At 65.9% G+C, this 16,823-nt stretch carries 16 protein-coding genes; 10 read left to right on the top strand and 6 right to left on the bottom strand.

What is annotated here, in order from left to right; all coding sequences use genetic code 11:
• Window positions 1-384 (bottom strand): VOC family protein, encoded by a 384-nt coding sequence (locus tag AABF56_RS11550; RefSeq protein ID WP_272806032.1) that lies wholly within the window; start codon window positions 382-384, stop codon window positions 1-3.
• Window positions 385-529: 145 nt separating this feature from the next.
• On the opposite strand from AABF56_RS11550, the gene recQ reads away from it, so the two are divergent.
• Both recQ and AABF56_RS11540 read left to right on the top strand, forming a co-directional pair.
• Window positions 530-2,392, top strand: a complete 1,863-nt coding sequence (recQ, locus tag AABF56_RS11545; RefSeq protein WP_272807494.1) for a DNA helicase RecQ — start codon at window positions 530-532, stop codon at window positions 2,390-2,392.
• 73 nt (window positions 2,393-2,465) lie between these two features.
• A complete protein-coding gene (locus tag AABF56_RS11540; RefSeq protein ID WP_244766957.1) occupies window positions 2,466-2,945 on the top strand; it encodes a VOC family protein in 480 nt (159 codons plus the stop codon).
• 16 nt (window positions 2,946-2,961) lie between these two features.
• Here AABF56_RS11540 and AABF56_RS11535 read toward each other — a convergent pair whose 3' ends face one another.
• Window positions 2,962-3,732, bottom strand: a complete 771-nt coding sequence (locus AABF56_RS11535) for an SDR family oxidoreductase (RefSeq protein ID WP_272806031.1) — start codon at window positions 3,730-3,732, stop codon at window positions 2,962-2,964.
• 133 nt (window positions 3,733-3,865) lie between these two features.
• Here AABF56_RS11535 and AABF56_RS11530 point away from each other — a divergent pair, with 133 nt between their 5' ends.
• The 6 genes from AABF56_RS11530 to rpoD all read left to right on the top strand — a co-directional run bounded on the left by AABF56_RS11530 (window position 3,866) and on the right by rpoD (window position 10,318).
• Window positions 3,866-4,594, top strand: coding sequence for a class I SAM-dependent methyltransferase (locus AABF56_RS11530; protein WP_272806030.1), 729 nt, complete (start codon window positions 3,866-3,868; stop codon window positions 4,592-4,594).
• A gap of 129 nt (window positions 4,595-4,723) precedes the next feature.
• A complete protein-coding gene (locus AABF56_RS11525) occupies window positions 4,724-5,179 on the top strand; it encodes a GFA family protein (protein ID WP_272806029.1) in 456 nt (151 codons plus the stop codon).
• A 46-nt stretch (window positions 5,180-5,225) separates the two neighbouring features.
• Window positions 5,226-6,413 carry a glycine C-acetyltransferase gene (locus AABF56_RS11520; RefSeq protein ID WP_272806028.1) on the top strand — a complete coding sequence of 396 codons (1,188 nt, stop codon included), beginning with the start codon at window positions 5,226-5,228 and terminating at the stop codon, window positions 6,411-6,413.
• A gap of 33 nt (window positions 6,414-6,446) precedes the next feature.
• Entirely contained in the window at window positions 6,447-7,484 is a 1,038-nt protein-coding gene (gene tdh / locus AABF56_RS11515) for an L-threonine 3-dehydrogenase (protein ID WP_272806027.1), read from the top strand.
• 14 nt (window positions 7,485-7,498) lie between these two features.
• Complete coding sequence (locus AABF56_RS11510; protein ID WP_272806026.1) at window positions 7,499-7,846, top strand: GFA family protein; 348 nt, start codon at window positions 7,499-7,501, stop codon at window positions 7,844-7,846.
• Window positions 7,847-8,263: 417 nt separating this feature from the next.
• Window positions 8,264-10,318 carry an RNA polymerase sigma factor RpoD gene (rpoD, locus tag AABF56_RS11505; protein ID WP_244766950.1) on the top strand — a complete coding sequence of 685 codons (2,055 nt, stop codon included), beginning with the start codon at window positions 8,264-8,266 and terminating at the stop codon, window positions 10,316-10,318.
• Window positions 10,319-10,602: 284 nt separating this feature from the next.
• Here rpoD and AABF56_RS11500 read toward each other — a convergent pair whose 3' ends face one another.
• Window positions 10,603-10,986: a DUF1801 domain-containing protein gene (locus AABF56_RS11500; protein WP_272806025.1), complete on the bottom strand. Its 384-nt coding sequence runs from the start codon at window positions 10,984-10,986 to the stop codon at window positions 10,603-10,605.
• A 175-nt stretch (window positions 10,987-11,161) separates the two neighbouring features.
• Here AABF56_RS11500 and AABF56_RS11495 point away from each other — a divergent pair, with 175 nt between their 5' ends.
• Window positions 11,162-12,808, top strand: coding sequence for an alpha/beta hydrolase (locus tag AABF56_RS11495; RefSeq protein WP_272806024.1), 1,647 nt, complete (start codon window positions 11,162-11,164; stop codon window positions 12,806-12,808).
• Here the strand turns inward: AABF56_RS11495 and tam are convergent, their stop codons facing one another.
• The 3 genes from tam to AABF56_RS11480 all read right to left on the bottom strand — a co-directional run bounded on the left by tam (window position 12,809) and on the right by AABF56_RS11480 (window position 15,634).
• On the bottom strand, window positions 12,809-13,582 hold the full coding sequence (tam, locus tag AABF56_RS11490; RefSeq protein ID WP_272806023.1) for a trans-aconitate 2-methyltransferase: 774 nt from the start codon (window positions 13,580-13,582) through the stop codon (window positions 12,809-12,811). It lies immediately after the preceding gene.
• An 11-nt stretch (window positions 13,583-13,593) separates the two neighbouring features.
• Window positions 13,594-14,244, bottom strand: a complete 651-nt coding sequence (locus AABF56_RS11485) for a haloacid dehalogenase type II (RefSeq protein ID WP_244766946.1) — start codon at window positions 14,242-14,244, stop codon at window positions 13,594-13,596.
• 349 nt (window positions 14,245-14,593) lie between these two features.
• Window positions 14,594-15,634: a zinc-dependent alcohol dehydrogenase family protein gene (locus tag AABF56_RS11480; RefSeq protein WP_272806022.1), complete on the bottom strand. Its 1,041-nt coding sequence runs from the start codon at window positions 15,632-15,634 to the stop codon at window positions 14,594-14,596.
• A gap of 184 nt (window positions 15,635-15,818) precedes the next feature.
• Here AABF56_RS11480 and AABF56_RS11475 point away from each other — a divergent pair, with 184 nt between their 5' ends.
• Window positions 15,819-16,700 (top strand): branched-chain amino acid aminotransferase, encoded by an 882-nt coding sequence (locus tag AABF56_RS11475; RefSeq protein ID WP_272806021.1) that lies wholly within the window; start codon window positions 15,819-15,821, stop codon window positions 16,698-16,700.
• Window positions 16,701-16,823 lie beyond the last annotated feature (123 nt).

Here is a 16,823-nt window from a genome sequence, read left to right as displayed (position 1 = left end):
TCATTCGTCGTAGACGATGGCGAGCTTGTTGCCGACCGGATCACGGACATAGGCGGAATACCAGTTGGGGCCGTAATGCGGGCGCGGGCCGGGCGCGCCTTCGTCCGTTCCGCCATGGGCGAGGGCAGCCGCATAGAAGGCCCCCACCTCGTCATGCGAGGCGGCGGGAAAGCCGATCATGGTGCCGTTGCCGGGGCTTGCCGGCGCGCCGTCGAAGGGCGTGCACAGCCAGAGGATGAAGCCGTCGGGGCCGCCGCCTCTGGTGTAGCCGCGCAATCCCGGATAATCCGCCCGCACGGCCCAGCCGATGGTCGCGAGGACGGCGTCGTAAAAGGGCGTGGTGGCCGCGGCGTCCGATGTGCCGAGGGTTGCATAGACATCCATTCCTGCCTCTCCCATGTCGGTTTTTTGCAACCTTATCTTGAAATTGGAACAAATCAAGAACATTATTGAGCGGTGGACGTCGGCGCGCGGGCGGTTGCCGAACCACGCCCGCTTGGTCAGAATGGGGGGAACGAAAGTGCAGATGATGATCGAAGCCCGACCTTCCACCCCCCTTGCCGCCCTGTTCGATGCGCCGACGGACGATCCGCTCGACGTGCTCAAGCGCGTCTACGGCTATGATGCCTTCCGCGGCAAGCAGCAGGCGGTGGTCGAGCATGTGGTCGGCGGCGGCGATGCCGTCGTGCTGTTCCCGACCGGTGCCGGCAAGTCGCTCTGCTTCCAGATCCCGGCGCTCTGCCGCGAGGGCGTCGGCATCGTCATCTCGCCGCTGATCGCGCTGATGCGCGACCAGGTGGAGGCGCTGAAGCAACTCGGCGTCAGGGCTGCCGCGCTGAATTCCTCCCTGACGCGCGAGGAATTCTTCGCCGTGCGCGATGCCATGCGCGCGGGCGAGCTCGATCTCCTCTACGTCACGCCCGAGCGTATCGTCACGGAAGGCTTTGCCGAGCTCGTCGCCGATGCGCGCATCGCGCTCTTCGCCATCGACGAGGCGCATTGCGTCTCGCAATGGGGTCATGATTTCCGGCCGGAATACCGGGCGCTCGGCGTTCTCGGCGAGCGCTATCCCGGCGTGCCGCGCATCGCGCTGACGGCGACGGCCGATCCGCACACCCGCGGCGACATCATCGAGCGCCTCGGCCTCCAGGACGCGGCGGTCTTCACCACCAGCTTCGACCGGCCGAACATTTCCTACGAGATCGCCGAGCGCGACCAGGCGCGCCAGCAATTGCTGCGCTTCCTCTCGCGCCACCAGGGCGAGAGCGGCATCGTCTACTGCCTGTCGCGCGCCAAGGTGGAGGACACGGCCGACTGGCTGAACGCGCAGGGCGTTCGCGCGCTGCCCTACCATGCCGGCTTCGACCGCGCGGTGCGCGACGCCAACCAGGATGCCTTCCTGAAGGAGGAGAACCTCTGCCTCGTCGCGACGGTCGCCTTCGGCATGGGCATCGACAAGCCGGATGTGCGCTATGTCGCCCATCTCGACCTGCCGGGCTCGGTGGAGGCCTATTACCAGGAGACGGGGCGCGCCGGGCGCGACGGCCTGCCCTCCGAGGTCTGGATGGCCTATGGCATGGCCGACGTCGTGCAGCGCCGCAAGATGATCGACGAGGGCGGGGCGTCCGAGGAGGTCAAGCGCATCGAGCGCGCCAAGCTGACGGCGCTGCTCGCCATCTGCGAGACGGCCGGCTGCCGGCGCAAGGCCATCCTGGCGCATTTCGGCGAAAGCCATTCCGGCCATTGCGGCAATTGCGATACCTGCCGCAACCCGGTCGAGACCTGGGACGGCACGGAGGCGGCAATCAAGGCGCTCGCCGCCGTCTACCGCACCGGCGAGCGTTTCGGCGCCGCCCATGTCATCGACGTGCTGGTGGGCGCGGTCAACGAGAAGACCGAGCGCTTCGGCCACACCTCCATGCCGGTCTTCGGGGCGGGCAAGGACATTGCCGGGCGCGTCTGGCAGTCGATCTTCCGGCAGCTTCTGGCGGCCGGCCTCATCAGCGTCGACCACGCCGCCTATGGCGCGCTGAAGCTGGAGCCCGAGGCGCGCGCCGTCTTCCGCCACGAGCGGCAGGTCCTCCTGCGCAAGGATCGCCCTCAGGCGGGGCGCAAGGGCAAGGCCGGCGGCTCTCCTGCCGCCCGCGAACGCTCCAACCTTGCGGGCTCCGACCGCGAGCTCTTCGAGCTGCTGCGCGCCGAGCGGCTGTCCATCGCCAAGGACCTCGACGTGCCGCCCTATGTCGTCTTCCCGGACACGACGCTGATCGCGCTTGCCAGGGAGCGTCCGCGCGACCGGGAGCAGCTGCTCGACATTCCCGGCATCGGCGTTTCCAAGCGCGACCGGTTCGGCGACGCCTTCCTCGCCGTCATCGACGAATTCAGCGGCTGATTTTTTAGCGCCGCTGTCGGAACGTTCCGGTCCTCCTCGTCCTTGTGTGGGTTCAAGCAAGGAGGACAGTCCGATGAAGGTTACGCAGCATCTCTGGTTCGAGAAGGACATGGAGGCCGCGATCGGCTTCTACACGTCGCTCGTTCCCGGCTCCTCGGTCCATTGGGTCTCGTCGCTTCCGGCCGAAACGCCGAGCGGTCCGCCGGGCAGCGTGAAGATCGCCAGCTTCACGCTCGGCGACCAGCGCTACATGGCGATCGAAGCCGGCCCGCTCGACCCGTTCAACCACAGCTTCTCCATCATGGTCGAATGCGAGACGCAGGGCGACCTCGACCGGCTGTGGGATGCGCTGCGGGACGGCGGCTCGGTGGAGCAGTGCGGCTGGCTGAGGGACCGCTGGGGCCTTTCCTGGCAGATCGCGCCGACGCGGCTCGGCGAGCTGATGAGCGATCCGGACCAGGCGAAGGTCAAGCGCGTGACGGAGGCGATGCTCCAGATGGTCAAGCTCGACATCGCGCCGCTGGAGGCGGCCGCGGCGCGGCAAGCCGGATGAGGCGCAGGCCCGGCCGCTACATGCGGACGGTCATGCCGCCGTCGACCACCAGCACATGGCCGTTGACGAAGGATGCCGCGTCGCTGGCGAGGAACAGGGCGGCGCCGGCGATCTCGTCGGCGCGGGCCCAGCGCTGGACGGGGATGCGCTGGCGCACGAAGGGCATCAGGCCCTCGTCGGCGGCAAGCGCCGCGTTGGTTTCCGTCGCGAACCAGCCGGGGGCGATGGCGTTGCTGGTGATGCCGTGCGGGGCGTATTCGACGGCCATGCTGCGCATGAGGCCGGTGAGGCCGTGCTTGGCGGCGGGGTAGATGCCGTCGTTCGGCATGGCCACATGGCCGCCGATCGAGGTGATGGCGATCAGCCGCCCGTGGCCGTTGCGCTTCATCAGCGCGGCGGCGTCACGCGAGAGGCTCGCAGCGGCGGAAAGGTCGGTGCGGATCAATTCGTCGATCGCCGCGTCGTCCATCTCCGACAGCGGCCGGCGGTCGCGGGCGCCGACATTGTTGACGAGCACGTCGAGCCGGCCGTGCGCCTGTTCGATCCCGGCGAGCACGGCGCGCTGGGCGGTCCGGTCGGCGATGTCGAAGGCTGCCGCGGCGGCGCTGCCGCCGGCTGCCGCGATCCTCTCGACCGCCCCGTCGAGCGTCGCGGCCGTGCGGCCCGTGACCACCACATGGGCGCCGGCCTCGGCCAGCGCCTTGGCGATCTCGAAACCCAGGCCGCGGCCGCCGCCGGTGACGAGCGCCACGCGGCCCTTCTGGGAGAATCTTTCCAGTATCGTCATGGCCCAAATCCTTTCGCGCCGCCACCGGACAGGGCAAGCGCTGTCCTGTCAACCCTGCGGCCGCCAGGCCCGCGGCAATGCACGACTTTGTCCTTTCGCAAAAAGGCGCTATCTCCGGTGCGAAAGGATCGCCATGGCCCAGAACATCTACGACCAGCCCGCCTTCTTCGAGGGCTATTCCAGTCTTCCCCGTTCGGTGCATGGCCTTGCAGGCGCGGCGGAGTGGGAGGCGGTGCGCGCGCTGCTGCCGGACCTTGCGGGCAAGCGCATCGTCGATCTCGGCTGCGGTTTTGGCTGGTTCGCGCGCCACGCGGCGGAGGCGGGGGCGGAAAGCGTGCTCGGCCTCGACCTCTCGGAGAACATGATCGCCCGCGCCCGGGCGGAGACGGCGTCTCCCGCCGTCCGCTACGAGATTGCCGATCTCGACCGGCTGGAATTGCCGGCCGGGGCCTTCGATTTCGCCTACAGCTCGCTCGCCTTCCACTATATCGCGGATTTCGGCTGGCTGGTGCGCACCGTCCATGCCGCGCTGGTGCCGGGCGCCTCCTTCGTCTTCACCATCGAGCATCCGCTCTACATGGCGCCGTCCCGGCCGGATTGGGCGGAGATCGACGGCCGGACTGTCTGGCCGGTCGACGGTTATCTCGTCGAAGGCCCGCGCACGACGGACTGGCTCGCCAAGGGCGTCGTCAAGCACCACCGTACGCTCGGCACGACCCTCAATGCCTTGATCGCCGCCGGCTTTTCCATCCGCCATGTCGAGGAATGGCAGCCGAGCGAGGTGCAGCTTGCGGCACATCCGGAATGGCAGGTGGAGCTCAACCGGCCGATGTTCCTGCTGATCGCCTGCGAACGGTCCTGAAACGGCGAAAAGAGCGGCGCAAACCCTTTACGTCGCTTTCCGCTGCGCTAGAACTATCGCAGTGGAGCAATTCGCCGGCACCATGATCAGAACGACAAGCCGGCGTTTAACGGAAGGGGAGCCGTGCCCATGAAAAGACCGGACCTGCCGCTCGACGGCGCCTGCCGCTGCGGGCGCGTGAAAATCCGCATCAGCGCGCCGCCGATGCTCACCATGGCCTGCCATTGCACCGGCTGCCAGCGCATGTCGGGCAGCGCCTATTCGCTGAGCGCGGCGATCCCGGCGGAGGGCTTTGCCGTCATCGCGGGCGATCCCGCCGTCGCCGGGGCGAGCGCGGAGGCCGGCCATCATTTCTGCCCGGATTGCATGACCTGGATGTTCACCCGGCCCGCCGGGTTCGATTTCTTCGTCAATGTGCGGCCGACCATGCTGGACGAGACCGGCTGGTACAGCCCGTTCATCGAGACCTATACAAGCGAAAAGCTCGCCTGGGCGCAGACGCCGGCCGCGCACAGCTATGAAAAGTTCCCGCCGATGGAGGACTACGAGAAACTGATCGGCGCCTATGCGGCGAGCGCGGCCTGAGCCGTCGCCGCCTGAACCTTTCCATCATTTCCGCGAGTGCGTGCCCATGACCTCCGCCTTCATCGCCCATCTCCAGTCCGAAATCGACGGCCTCAAATCCGCAGGCCTCTACAAGTCGGAGCGCGTGATCACCTCCAAGCAGGCCGGCGAGATCGCCGTCGCCTCGGGCGAGCGCGTGCTGAACTTCTGCGCCAACAACTATCTCGGCCTCGCCGACAACGCGGACCTGGCCGAGGCCGGCAAGCAGGCGCTCGACCGCTACGGCTACGGCATGGCCTCGGTGCGCTTCATCTGCGGCACGCAGGAGGAGCACAAAGAGCTGGAAGCGCGCATCTCGTCCTTCCTCGGGCTGGAGGACACCATCCTCTATTCCTCCTGCTTCGACGCCAATGGCGGCCTCTTCGAGACCCTGCTTTCCGAGGAGGACGCCATCATCTCCGATGCGCTGAACCACGCCTCGATCATCGACGGCGTGCGGCTCTCCAAGGCGAAGCGCTTCCGCTATGCCAACAACGACATGGCGAGCCTGGAGGAGGAGCTGAAGAAGGCGGAAGGCGCGCGCTTCAAGATGATCGCCACGGACGGCGTCTTCTCGATGGACGGCATCATCGCCAACCTTCAGGGCGTCTGCGACCTTGCGGAAAAATACGGCGCGATGGTCATGGTGGACGACAGCCATGCCGTCGGCTTCGTGGGAAAACATGGCCGCGGCTCGGCCGAGCATTGCGGCGTGGAGGGGCGGGTGGACATCATCACCGGCACGCTCGGCAAGGCACTGGGCGGTGCTTCCGGCGGCTATACGTCCGGCCGGCGGGAGGTTGTGGAGTGGCTGCGCCAGCGCTCGCGGCCCTACCTCTTCTCCAACACGCTGGCGCCGGTCATCGCGGCCGCCTCGCTCAAGGTGTTCGATCTCATCGACAATGGCGATGCGCTGCGCGAGCGCCTCTATGCCAATGCCGATCTCTTCCGCGCCGAGATGACGAAGCTCGGCTTCACGCTTGCGGGCGAGGGGCATCCGATCATCCCGGTCATGCTGGGCGATGCGAGCCTCGCGCAGGAAATGGCCTCGCGCATGCTGGCGAAGGGCGTCTACGTCATCGGCTTTTCCTTCCCTGTCGTGCCGCGCGGCCAGGCGCGCATCCGCACCCAGATGTCGGCGGCGCATGGCGAGGCGGACGTTCGCAAGGCGATCGAGGTCTTTGCCGAAGTCGGGCGTGAACTGGGCGTCATTTAGAGAATCGTCTGAATCCCTTGCGGAGATTTCGTCATGTCGAACATGATGCGTGCGCTGGTTAAAGCAAAACCTGAAGTCGGCCTGTGGATGGAAAATGTTCCGGTGCCGGAGGTCGGCCCGAACGACGTGCTGATCCGGGTGAAGAAATCGGCGATCTGCGGCACGGACGTGCATATCTGGAACTGGGACCAGTGGGCGCAGAAGACGATCCCCGTGCCGATGGTCGTCGGCCACGAATTCGTCGGCGAGATCGCCGAGATCGGCTCGGCCGTCACCAAGTACCATGTCGGCGAGCGGGTCTCGGGCGAGGGGCACATCTTCTGCGGCAAGTGCCGCAATTGCCGCGCCGGCCGGGGGCACCTCTGCCACTATACCAAGGGCGTCGGCGTCAACCGGCCGGGTTCGTTCGGAGAATTCGTCTGCATTCCCGAGCACAATGTGGTGCCGATCCCGGATGATGTTCCCGACGAGGTGGCGGCGATCTTCGACCCGTTCGGCAACGCCGTGCACACCGCGCTGTCCTTCGACCTCGTCGGCGAGGACGTGCTCGTCACCGGTGCCGGGCCGATCGGCATCATGGGGGCGATGGTGGCAAAGCGCTCCGGCGCGCGGAAGGTCGTGATCACCGATATCAATCCCGTCCGCCTCGATCTCGCCCGCAAGGTCGGCATCGATCATGTCGTCGACGCCTCGAAGGAGGACCTTTCGCAGGTGATGACCGAGATCGGCATGACGGAGGGCTTCGATGTCGGCCTGGAAATGTCCGGCGCGCCGCCGGCCTTCCGCTCGATGATCGACACGATGAACAATGGCGGCAAGATCGCCATCCTCGGCATCGCGCCCGACGGTTTCGGCATCGACTGGAACAAGGTGATCTTCAAGATGCTGACGCTGAAGGGCATCTATGGCCGCGAGATGTTCGAGACCTGGTACAAGATGATCGCCTTCGTGCAGGGCGGGCTCGATCTTGCGCCGATCATCACCCATCGCATCAGGATCGATGAATTCCGTGACGGCTTCGAGGCGATGCGCTCGGGCAATTCCGGCAAGGTCGTCATGGACTGGAATTAACAGGAGGTCTGGACATGAAATACGAGGGAAGCTGTCACTGCGGCGCCGTCGCCTTCGAGGTGGAGGGCGAGTTCGATAGCGGGCTCGACTGCAATTGTTCGATGTGCCGCCGACGCGGCGGCCTGCTCGCCTTCGTGCCCGCGGAAAACCTGCGCCTGACCACGCCGAAGGAGGATGTCTCGACCTACACCTTCAACCGTCATGTCATCCAGCATCATTTCTGCGCCAAGTGCGGCATCGCGCCCTATGGCGAGGGAAGCGACCCGAAAGGAAACAGGATGGCGGCGGTCAATCTGCGCTGTATTCCGGCGATCGATCTGGAGGCCCTGACGATCAACAAGGTCGACGGGCGCTCTTTTTGACCGGGAGGGCGAATCGGTCGGCGCAAGACATTGATTTCCGGGCGATTGGCGGCCCTTGTCTTTTTCTGAAGGGCGCCTACATGAGGGATAATCGCCCGGATCCGCCGACTTTCCTGTCCGCGAACCCGAATCGGAACCTTTTCCGGCTTTTTTGCCGGAAAAGCTTGACGTAACCGAAAATTCTGGGAATCACCATTGTTGGCTGAGAAGGAATGGGTACGGCGGATCGGGAAGTCATGTCAATTGTGTTGCTTCGGCAACATCGCCACACGCCCGAGGGCCGGGATGTGGTTAATCGGGATTTAATTGTCAATCCGTTAGGTCAGGGACGCTGATTCGCGCTAACGACGCCGGAAGGCGATCGGCGCGGAGCCCCTAACCGCTTGGAAACTGATGCTCAGGAAAGCGACGAAATAAATGGCGACAAAGGTCAAAGAGAACGAGGAAGTCGAAAACGAACGCGAAGGCGCATCCGACGGCCCTCTTCTCGATCTTTCCGACGATGCCGTCAAGAAGATGATCAAGGCCGCCAAGAAGCGCGGCTATGTCACCATGGACGAGCTGAATTCGGTCCTGCCGTCCGAGGAAGTGACCTCGGAGCAGATCGAGGACACGATGGCCATGCTCTCCGACATGGGCATCAACGTCATCGAGGACGAGGACGCCGAAGAGGCGGCCCAGGGCGGTGAGGAAGACGGCGGCGACGACGACAACGAGGGCGAAGGCGGGGAGCTGGCCGCTTCCGGCGGCACCGCGCTTGCGACCGCCAAGAAGAAGGAGCCGACCGACCGCACGGACGACCCGGTGCGCATGTACCTGCGCGAGATGGGTTCCGTCGAGCTCCTGTCGCGCGAGGGCGAGATCGCCATTGCCAAGCGCATCGAAGCCGGCCGCGAGACGATGATCGCCGGCCTCTGTGAGAGCCCGCTGACGTTCCAGGCCATCATCATCTGGCGGGATGAACTCAACGAGGGCCAGACCCTCCTGCGCGAGATCATCGATCTCGAGACGACCTATTCCGGTCCCGAGGCGAAGGCTGCCCCGCAGTTCCAGTCGCCGGAGAAGATCGAGGCCGACCGCAAGGCGGCCGAGGAGAAGGAAAAGACCCGCAAGCCCCGTGCCGCCAACGACGACGACATCACCAATGTCGGCGGCGAAGGCCTGCCGCCGGAGGAGGAGGAAGAGGACGACGACGAGTCGAACCTCTCGCTCGCCGCCATGGAAGCGGAACTGCGCCCGCAGGTCATGGAGACCCTCGACACGATCGCCGAGACCTACAAGAAGCTGCGCAAGCTGCAGGACCAGCAGGTGGAAGCCCGCCTGCAGGCGACCGGCACGCTCTCGCCCGCCCAGGAGCGCCGCTACAAGGAACTCAAGGACGAGCTGATCACCGCCGTCAAGTCGCTGTCGCTCAACCAGAACCGCGTCGACAGCCTCGTCGAGCAGCTCTACGACATCAACAAGCGCCTCGTGCAGAACGAGGGCCGCCTCTTGCGCCTTGCCGAGAGCTACGGCGTCAAGCGCGACTCGTTCCTCGAACAGTATAACGGCGCGGAGCTCGACCCGAACTGGATGAAGTCGATCGCCAACCTTGCGGCCCGCGGCTGGAAGGAATTCGCCAAGAGCGAGAACACGACGATCCGCGACATCCGCCAGGAGATCCAGAATCTCGCCACCGAGACCGGCATCTCCATCTCGGAATTCCGCCGCATCGTGCACATGGTGCAGAAGGGCGAGCGCGAGGCGCGCATCGCCAAGAAGGAGATGGTGGAAGCCAACCTCCGTCTCGTGATCTCGATCGCCAAGAAGTACACGAACCGCGGCCTGCAGTTCCTGGATCTCATCCAGGAAGGCAATATCGGCCTGATGAAGGCGGTGGACAAGTTCGAGTATCGCCGCGGCTACAAGTTCTCGACCTACGCGACGTGGTGGATCCGCCAGGCGATCACCCGCTCGATCGCCGACCAGGCCCGCACGATCCGCATTCCGGTGCACATGATCGAGACGATCAACAAGATCGTGCGCACCTCGCGCCAGATGCTGCACGAGATCGGCCGCGAGCCGACGCCGGAAGAGCTTGCCGAAAAGCTCGCCATGCCGCTTGAAAAGGTGCGCAAGGTGCTGAAGATCGCCAAGGAGCCGATCTCGCTCGAAACGCCCGTGGGCGACGAGGAAGACAGCCACCTCGGCGATTTCATCGAGGACAAGAACGCGCTGCTGCCGATCGACGCCGCCATCCAGGCGAACCTGCGCGAGACGACGACCCGCGTGCTGGCCTCGCTGACGCCGCGCGAGGAACGCGTGCTGCGCATGCGCTTCGGCATCGGCATGAACACCGACCATACGCTCGAAGAGGTCGGCCAGCAGTTCTCGGTGACGCGCGAACGTATCCGCCAGATCGAGGCGAAGGCGCTGCGCAAGCTGAAGCACCCGAGCCGCTCGCGCAAGCTGCGCTCGTTCCTCGACAGCTGAGGCGACGGTGAGATGAAACGAGCCCTGTGACCGAGAGGTCGCGGGGCTTTTTTGTTTATGGAATCAGGGCACACACCTCTCCTCCGTCATCCTCGGGCTTGACCCGAGGATCCCCACGTCCCGCGGCATAGCTTGAGTTCGTAGCATGGATCCTCGGGTCAAGCCCGAGGATGACGGAGGAGAGATGGCAGTGCTACAAGACAGCTCGGAGAAGAGGGGCGGCCCACAACTCATCTAGAACCATTATCCGACGCTGAAGCGATTTCGCTTCGGCTGGAACTGTTCTAGGAACTCCTCGTCGGATCACCGATCTCGGCGTTCAAGTGCACCGCCTCGCTCGCAAGCCGTTCGGCGACCGCCGCATCCACAGGATCTCCCTCGACGTAGACCATCGTCGCCAGCTCGTATTTGCCGCCGGGTTTCAGCCGCGGCTCGATCTCGCGCAGCCGCTTGCCGCGCCAGAAGCCGAAGAGCACGCGGGCCGCCTCGGCGCGGATCAACAGCACCGGGCCGTTGGAAAAGCACACGATGTGACCCCACTTGATGCGCTCCTCCAGCGCTCCTGCGGCAAGGACGGCGGCGCGCAGCCTCTCGACGGTCTCGCGTCGCCAGCCGTCGAGGGCCACGACATAGGCATCCGGGCTGTCCGCCGGTTTTTCCTTGCGCATTCTGCTCTCCTCCCGAAACCGCCGGAGCTTACCGCGAACGGCCGGCAAGGGCGACGGTCTTGGCCTGTGGATGCGGGGGCTTTTGCCGAACACGAGCCGGCGTGCGGATTGCCTCGCTCCCGCCGCCGTGCAAGGCTTGCCCGTGCAAGGTGAATGGAACGACGGAAGGGTAGTCATGCGGGATCGGCTCTGGCGCTTCGTCCTCTCCTTCTCCGCCACCGGGCTGATCCTGGGTACGCTGTGTTTTGCCGCCTCGCTGACGCCGAGCCTCCTGCCGCGCACCTATGTCACGCAGGGCGTGCTTTCGGGCGTCGCCATGGCCTGCGGCTACGGGCTCGGCGTGGCGCTTGCCGCGCTGTGGTTCTGGCTCGAGCTGCCGGAGCCGAAGGACCGGGTCCGTCTCTGGCTTGCCGCGGGCGCGGGGGGCCTTTGCGGCGTCGTGGCGCTGGTCTTCCTCTGGCGCACGGCGGAGTGGCAGAACTCCATCCGCACGCTGATGCACCTGCCGCCGATCGAGACGGCGCATCCCTTCTATGTCGGGCTCATCGCGCTCGCCGTCTTTCTCGTGCTCTTCGGCCTCGGGCGGCTCTTCGCCTTTCTCGCCCGGCTGTTCGCGAGGACCTCGCGCCGGGCGGCGCCGCGGCGGCTCTCCTCCGTCATCGGCACGGCGCTGGCCGCGACGCTATTCTGGACGCTGGCCGACGGCATTCTGGTGCGCTTCGTGCTGCACACGGCCGATTCCTCCTTCCGCCGGCTCGACCAGGTGATCGAGCCGGACACGGCCGAACCTTCCGATCTCAGAAAATCCGGCAGCACCGCCTCGCTGGTGCGCTGGGACGAGCTTGGCCGCATGGGCCGCTCCTTCGTGGCGAGCGGACCGACGGGAGAGGACATCGCCGCCTTCACGGGCAGGCCGGCGATGGAGCCTCTGCGCGTCTATGCCGGCCTCAACGCCGCCGAGACGCCGGAGGCGCGGGCAAAGGTCGCGCTCGACGAGCTGATCCGTGTCGGCGGCTTCGAGCGCGCGACGCTCGTCATCGTCATGCCGACCGGCACCGGCTGGATCGATCCGGAGGGCATCGACACGGTCGAGTACCTGCACCATGGCGACATCGCCAGCGTCGCCATCCAGTATTCCTATCTCGCCAGCTGGCTTTCGCTGCTCGCCGAGCCGGATTACGGCGCCGAGGCCGCGCGGGCGCTCTTCCGCGCGGTCTACGGCCACTGGACGAGCCTGCCGAAGGACAAGAGACCAAAGCTCTATCTCTACGGCCTCAGCCTCGGCGCGCTGTCGTCGGAACAGTCGGCCGAACTCTTCGAGGTGATCGGCGATCCCTACCAGGGGGCGCTGTGGGCCGGCCCGCCGTTTCCGAGCCGCATCTGGCGCAAGATGACGGCGGACCGCAATCCCGGCACGCCCGCCTGGCTGCCGCGCTTCCGTGACGGTTCCTATGTGCGCTTCACCAGCCAGAAGAACGTGCTGCCTGCGGTGGGCGACCATTGGGGGCCGATGCGCATCGTCTACCTGCAGTATGCCAGCGACCCGATCACCTTCTACGATCCCTATGCCTTCTACCGGCAGCCGGCCTGGATGGCCGTGCCGCGCGGGCCGGATGTCTCGCCGGATTTCGAATGGTATCCGGTCGTCACCTTCCTGCAATTGACGCTCGACATGGCCATGGCGACCACGACGCCGATGGGGCTCGGCCATGTCTATGCCGGCGAGCATTATGTCGATCCGTGGATCGCCGTGACGGACGTGACGGACTGGAGTGCGGCGGACATCGCGAGACTCAAGGAGAGGTTCCGCGCGGGGCGATGATCAGCCCTTGACGGCGACGATGAAGAGCCGCGGGAAGCGCAGCAGCCGGCGCCCGTCGGCCATCGGCGGGTAGGCATTCGCGATCCGGTTCTCGTAGTCCGCGAGGAAGGCGTCGTGCTCTCCGGCCGGCAGGCGGTCGAGATAGGGACGCAGGCCCGTCGCCTTCACCCAGTCGACGATGGCGGCCGCATCCGCCATGGGATGGTTGTAGACGGTGTGCCAGACATCGACGCGGGCGGCCTTCGGGCCGAGCGCGTCGAAACAGGCGGCCGGATCAGGCATCGGACCGCGCCGTGGCGTGCCCTCGGCAAGAGCGCCCCGCCAGGGGCCGGCAAGAGCGCTTTCCTCCATCAGGAGATGGGAGGGTTCGTTGCGGTTGTCCGGCATCTGCACGGCCAGCACGCCGCCGGGCCGCAAGCCCTCCACCAGCCGCGCCATCAGCGCCACCGGATCGGGCAGCCACTGGAAGGCGGCATTGGCGAAGAGCAGGGCAGCCGGCTCGTGCGGGCGCCATTTCAGAAGGTCACATTCGACGAAATCGACGCCGGGCAGGCGCCGGCGCGCGGCCTTCAGCATGTCGCCGGCATTGTCCACGCCGCGCACGCCCCGGCCGGGAAAGCGCTCCACCAGCAGCTCTGTCGAGTTTCCCGGCCCGCAGCCGAGGTCGTAGACGGTTCCGGCGACAAGGTCGGCCGGCACCTGTGCCAGCAGGTCGCGGGCAGGGCGGGTGCGCTCGTCCTCGAATTTCAGGTATTGCGCGGCGGACCAGGCCATGGCGGCTCCGTTCAGAGGCTTTCGAGCGACGGCAGGATCAGCGCGGGACCGAGGTCGAAATACTCGTCCGGCATGTCGCTGCGGTTGATCCAGACGGTGCGGAAGCCGAATTTCGTCGCGCCGGCAATGTCCCAGCGGTTGGAGGACTGGAAGGAGACGGCATTCGGATAGAGCCGGTAGTTCGTCGTCACGAGATCGTAGACGGCGGGGGCGGTCTTGTAGGTCTTCAGCGCATCGACCGAGAAGATGTCGTCGATGACGGTGTCGAGCGCGGCGTTCTTCACCGCCGAGGCCAGCATGGCGGGCGAGCCGTTGGAGAGGATGGCGATATGCGCGCCGCGCTGCTTCAGCGCCTTCAGCACGGCCGGCACTTCCGGATAGCAGTCGAGCTTCCAGTAGGCGTCGAGCAGCTTCTGGCGCAGCGTCGGATCGACGCCGCCGATGCGCTTGAACGTATAGTCGAGCGCCTGCTCGGTGAGCTGCCAGAAATCGGCATAGGCGCCCATCAGTGCCCGCGTCCAGGAATATTCGAGCTGCTTGGCCCGCCAGATCTCGGAAAAGATCTGGTAGTTCGGCCCGACATCCCCCGCATGGCGGCGCACTGCCGCGTGCACGTCGAACAGCGTGCCATAGGCGTCGAAGACATAGGCGGCATGGGACATGGGCGGCGATTCCTTCTGGCATTGTCGACGGCGATTGGTCGCCATCGACGTGGGAATGTCAAATTATTTGGCGCCCGCCCCTCATCCCGCTGCCGCGACCTTCTCCCCGTAAACGGGAAGAAGGAAATGGTGGCGCGCTTTTCCCCTTCCCGAACGCGTATTGGTTGGGAGGAACTTCGCCTCCCTTTCTTCTCTCTGTCCGCAGCAGGGCCATCGTACAGGGAAGGAAACCGTCCCCCATCCCCTTCTCCCCGCGGGGGAGAAGGGGATGGGGCAACGTCGCACTCCATATGCGACGGCCTTGCCGCAGGCAGAGAAGGGCGTGGCAGCGGGATGAAGGATGCCCCTTTCAGAACCGCGTGATGACGCTGATGCCGAGGTCGGTTGCCTTGTCCATCGCCGTCAGGGCGGGCACGGCTTCCTCCAGGCTGATATGCCGGCCGATCAGCCGTTGCGGGGTGAGCTTGCCGCTTTCGATCATTGCCAGCATGGCGTCGTAGCGCCAGGCCTGCATGCCGTGGCTGCCGTAGATTTCCAGTTCGTGGCCGATGACCTGGGCCATGGGAATCTGGGGCGTCGCATGGTCGGCGAGCATCAGGCCGACCTGCACGTGCCGCCCGCGCCGGCGCAGGTTGCGGATCGAGTTGAAGCAGGTGACGGGCGAGCCGAGGGCGTCGACCGAGGCATGCGCCCCGCCGCCGGTGATCTCGCGCACGACCTCCGCGACGTCGGCGACCTCGCGCGCATTGATGGTGGCGACGGCGCCCATCTTCTTGGCGAAGTCCAGTTTCTCCGCGGAAATGTCGATGGCGATGGGATTGGCGCCGAGCGCGGCGGCGATCATGATCGCGGAGAGGCCCACCCCGCCGCAGCCGTGCACGGCCACCCATTCGCCGCCCGTCACGCGCGCCTGGTCGACGACGGCGCGGAAGGAGGTGGCGAAGCGGCAGCCGAGGCTGGCGGCCGTCGCATAGTCGATCGCGTCCGGCAGGTGCACGAGATTGTGGTCGGCAAAATCGATGGCGACGAGTTCGGCGAAGGAGCCCCAATGGGTGAAGCCGGGCTGGAACTGCTCTTCGCAAACCTGTTGGTTGCCCGAGCGGCATTCGCCGCAATGGCCGCAGCCGGAGACGAAGGGCACCGTCACCCGCTCGCCCTCGCGGAAACGGCGCACATTCCTGCCGACGGCCACCACCTTTCCGGCAAGCTCATGGCCCGGCACATGCGGCAGGCTTATATCCGGGTCATGGCCCATCCAGCCGTGCCAGTCGGAGCGGCAGAGCCCCGTCGCCTCCACCTTGATCACCACGCCGCCGGGCGTCGGCGTCGGGTCGGGCAGGGTGCGGATCTCGGGTGTCGCCTCGAAGGCTTCGTAATACATCGCGCGCATGGTGATCTCCCTTCCGCCTTTGTATCGCATGCGCCCCGAATGCCCTCAACGGCGCCACCCATGATAAGGCCTGATGCACCCATTCAACATCTTGAATGGACAAGCGCGACCGGCTGTCGGAAGGCATTTGTGACTTGACCGGTCCGGCCCGCCGGGCCTTGATGGGCGAAAAGGAGTTTACAAAATGCCAGTCGATACCTCACCACGCTCGACGACCTGGACCTTCGTGGACGGCGAATGGGTTTCAGGCAACCCGCCGCTCATCGGCCCCACCTCGCACGCCATGTGGCTCGGCTCGACCGTCTTCGACGGCGCACGCTGGTTCGACGGCATCGCGCCCGACCTCGACCTGCATTGCCAGCGCGTCAACCGCTCCGCCGAGGCGCTCGGCCTCAAGGCGGTGGTGAAGGCCGAGGAGATCGAGGCGCTGTCCTGGGAAGGCGTCAAGAAGTTCGACGGCAAGACGGCGATCTATGTCAAGCCGATGTACTGGGCCGAGCACGGCGCGTTCAGCGTGGTGGCGCCGGACGCGGAATCGACCCGCTTCGCGCTCTGCCTCTTCGAGGCGCCGATGGGCGACCCGAAGGCCGCATCCTCGCTGACCCTCTCGCCCTTCCGCCGCCCGACGGTGGAATGCATGCCGACGGATGCCAAGGCCGGCTGCCTCTATCCGAACAATGCCCGCATGCTGGTGGAGGCCCGCAAGCGCGGCTTCGACAATGCGCTGGTGCGCGACATGCTGGGCAATGTCGCCGAAACCGCCTCGTCCAACATCTTCATGGTCAAGGACGGCGTCGTCTTCACGCCCGCCGCCAACCGCACCTTCCTTGCCGGCATCACGCGCATGCGCGTCATCGGCCTGCTGAAAGAAGCCGGTTTCGAGGTGGTCGAGACGACGCTGATGGTCGCCGATTTCGAGAGCGCGGACGAGATCTTCACCTCGGGCAACTATTCCAAGGTGGTTCCGGTGACGCGTCTCGACGACCGCGACCTCCAGCCCGGCCCGATCACCGCCAAGGCGCGCGACCTCTATTTCGACTGGGCCCATTCCGACGGCGATGCGTGAGGGCAAACAAGAACGCCGGGGTTTTCGCCCCGGCGCCAGGTTTGCCAGTGAACCCCACCCCACCCACTGCCGTCAACCAGCGGCAAGCGCAGCGTTTGTTGCATGGATGGTCGGGTCAAGCCC

Source organism: Shinella sp. WSC3-e (assembly GCF_945994535.1).
Lineage (GTDB): Bacteria > Pseudomonadota > Alphaproteobacteria > Rhizobiales > Rhizobiaceae > Shinella > Shinella yambaruensis.
The sequence above is the reverse complement of the archived record's forward strand: the minus strand, read 5'-3'. Positions and strand labels throughout refer to the sequence as shown.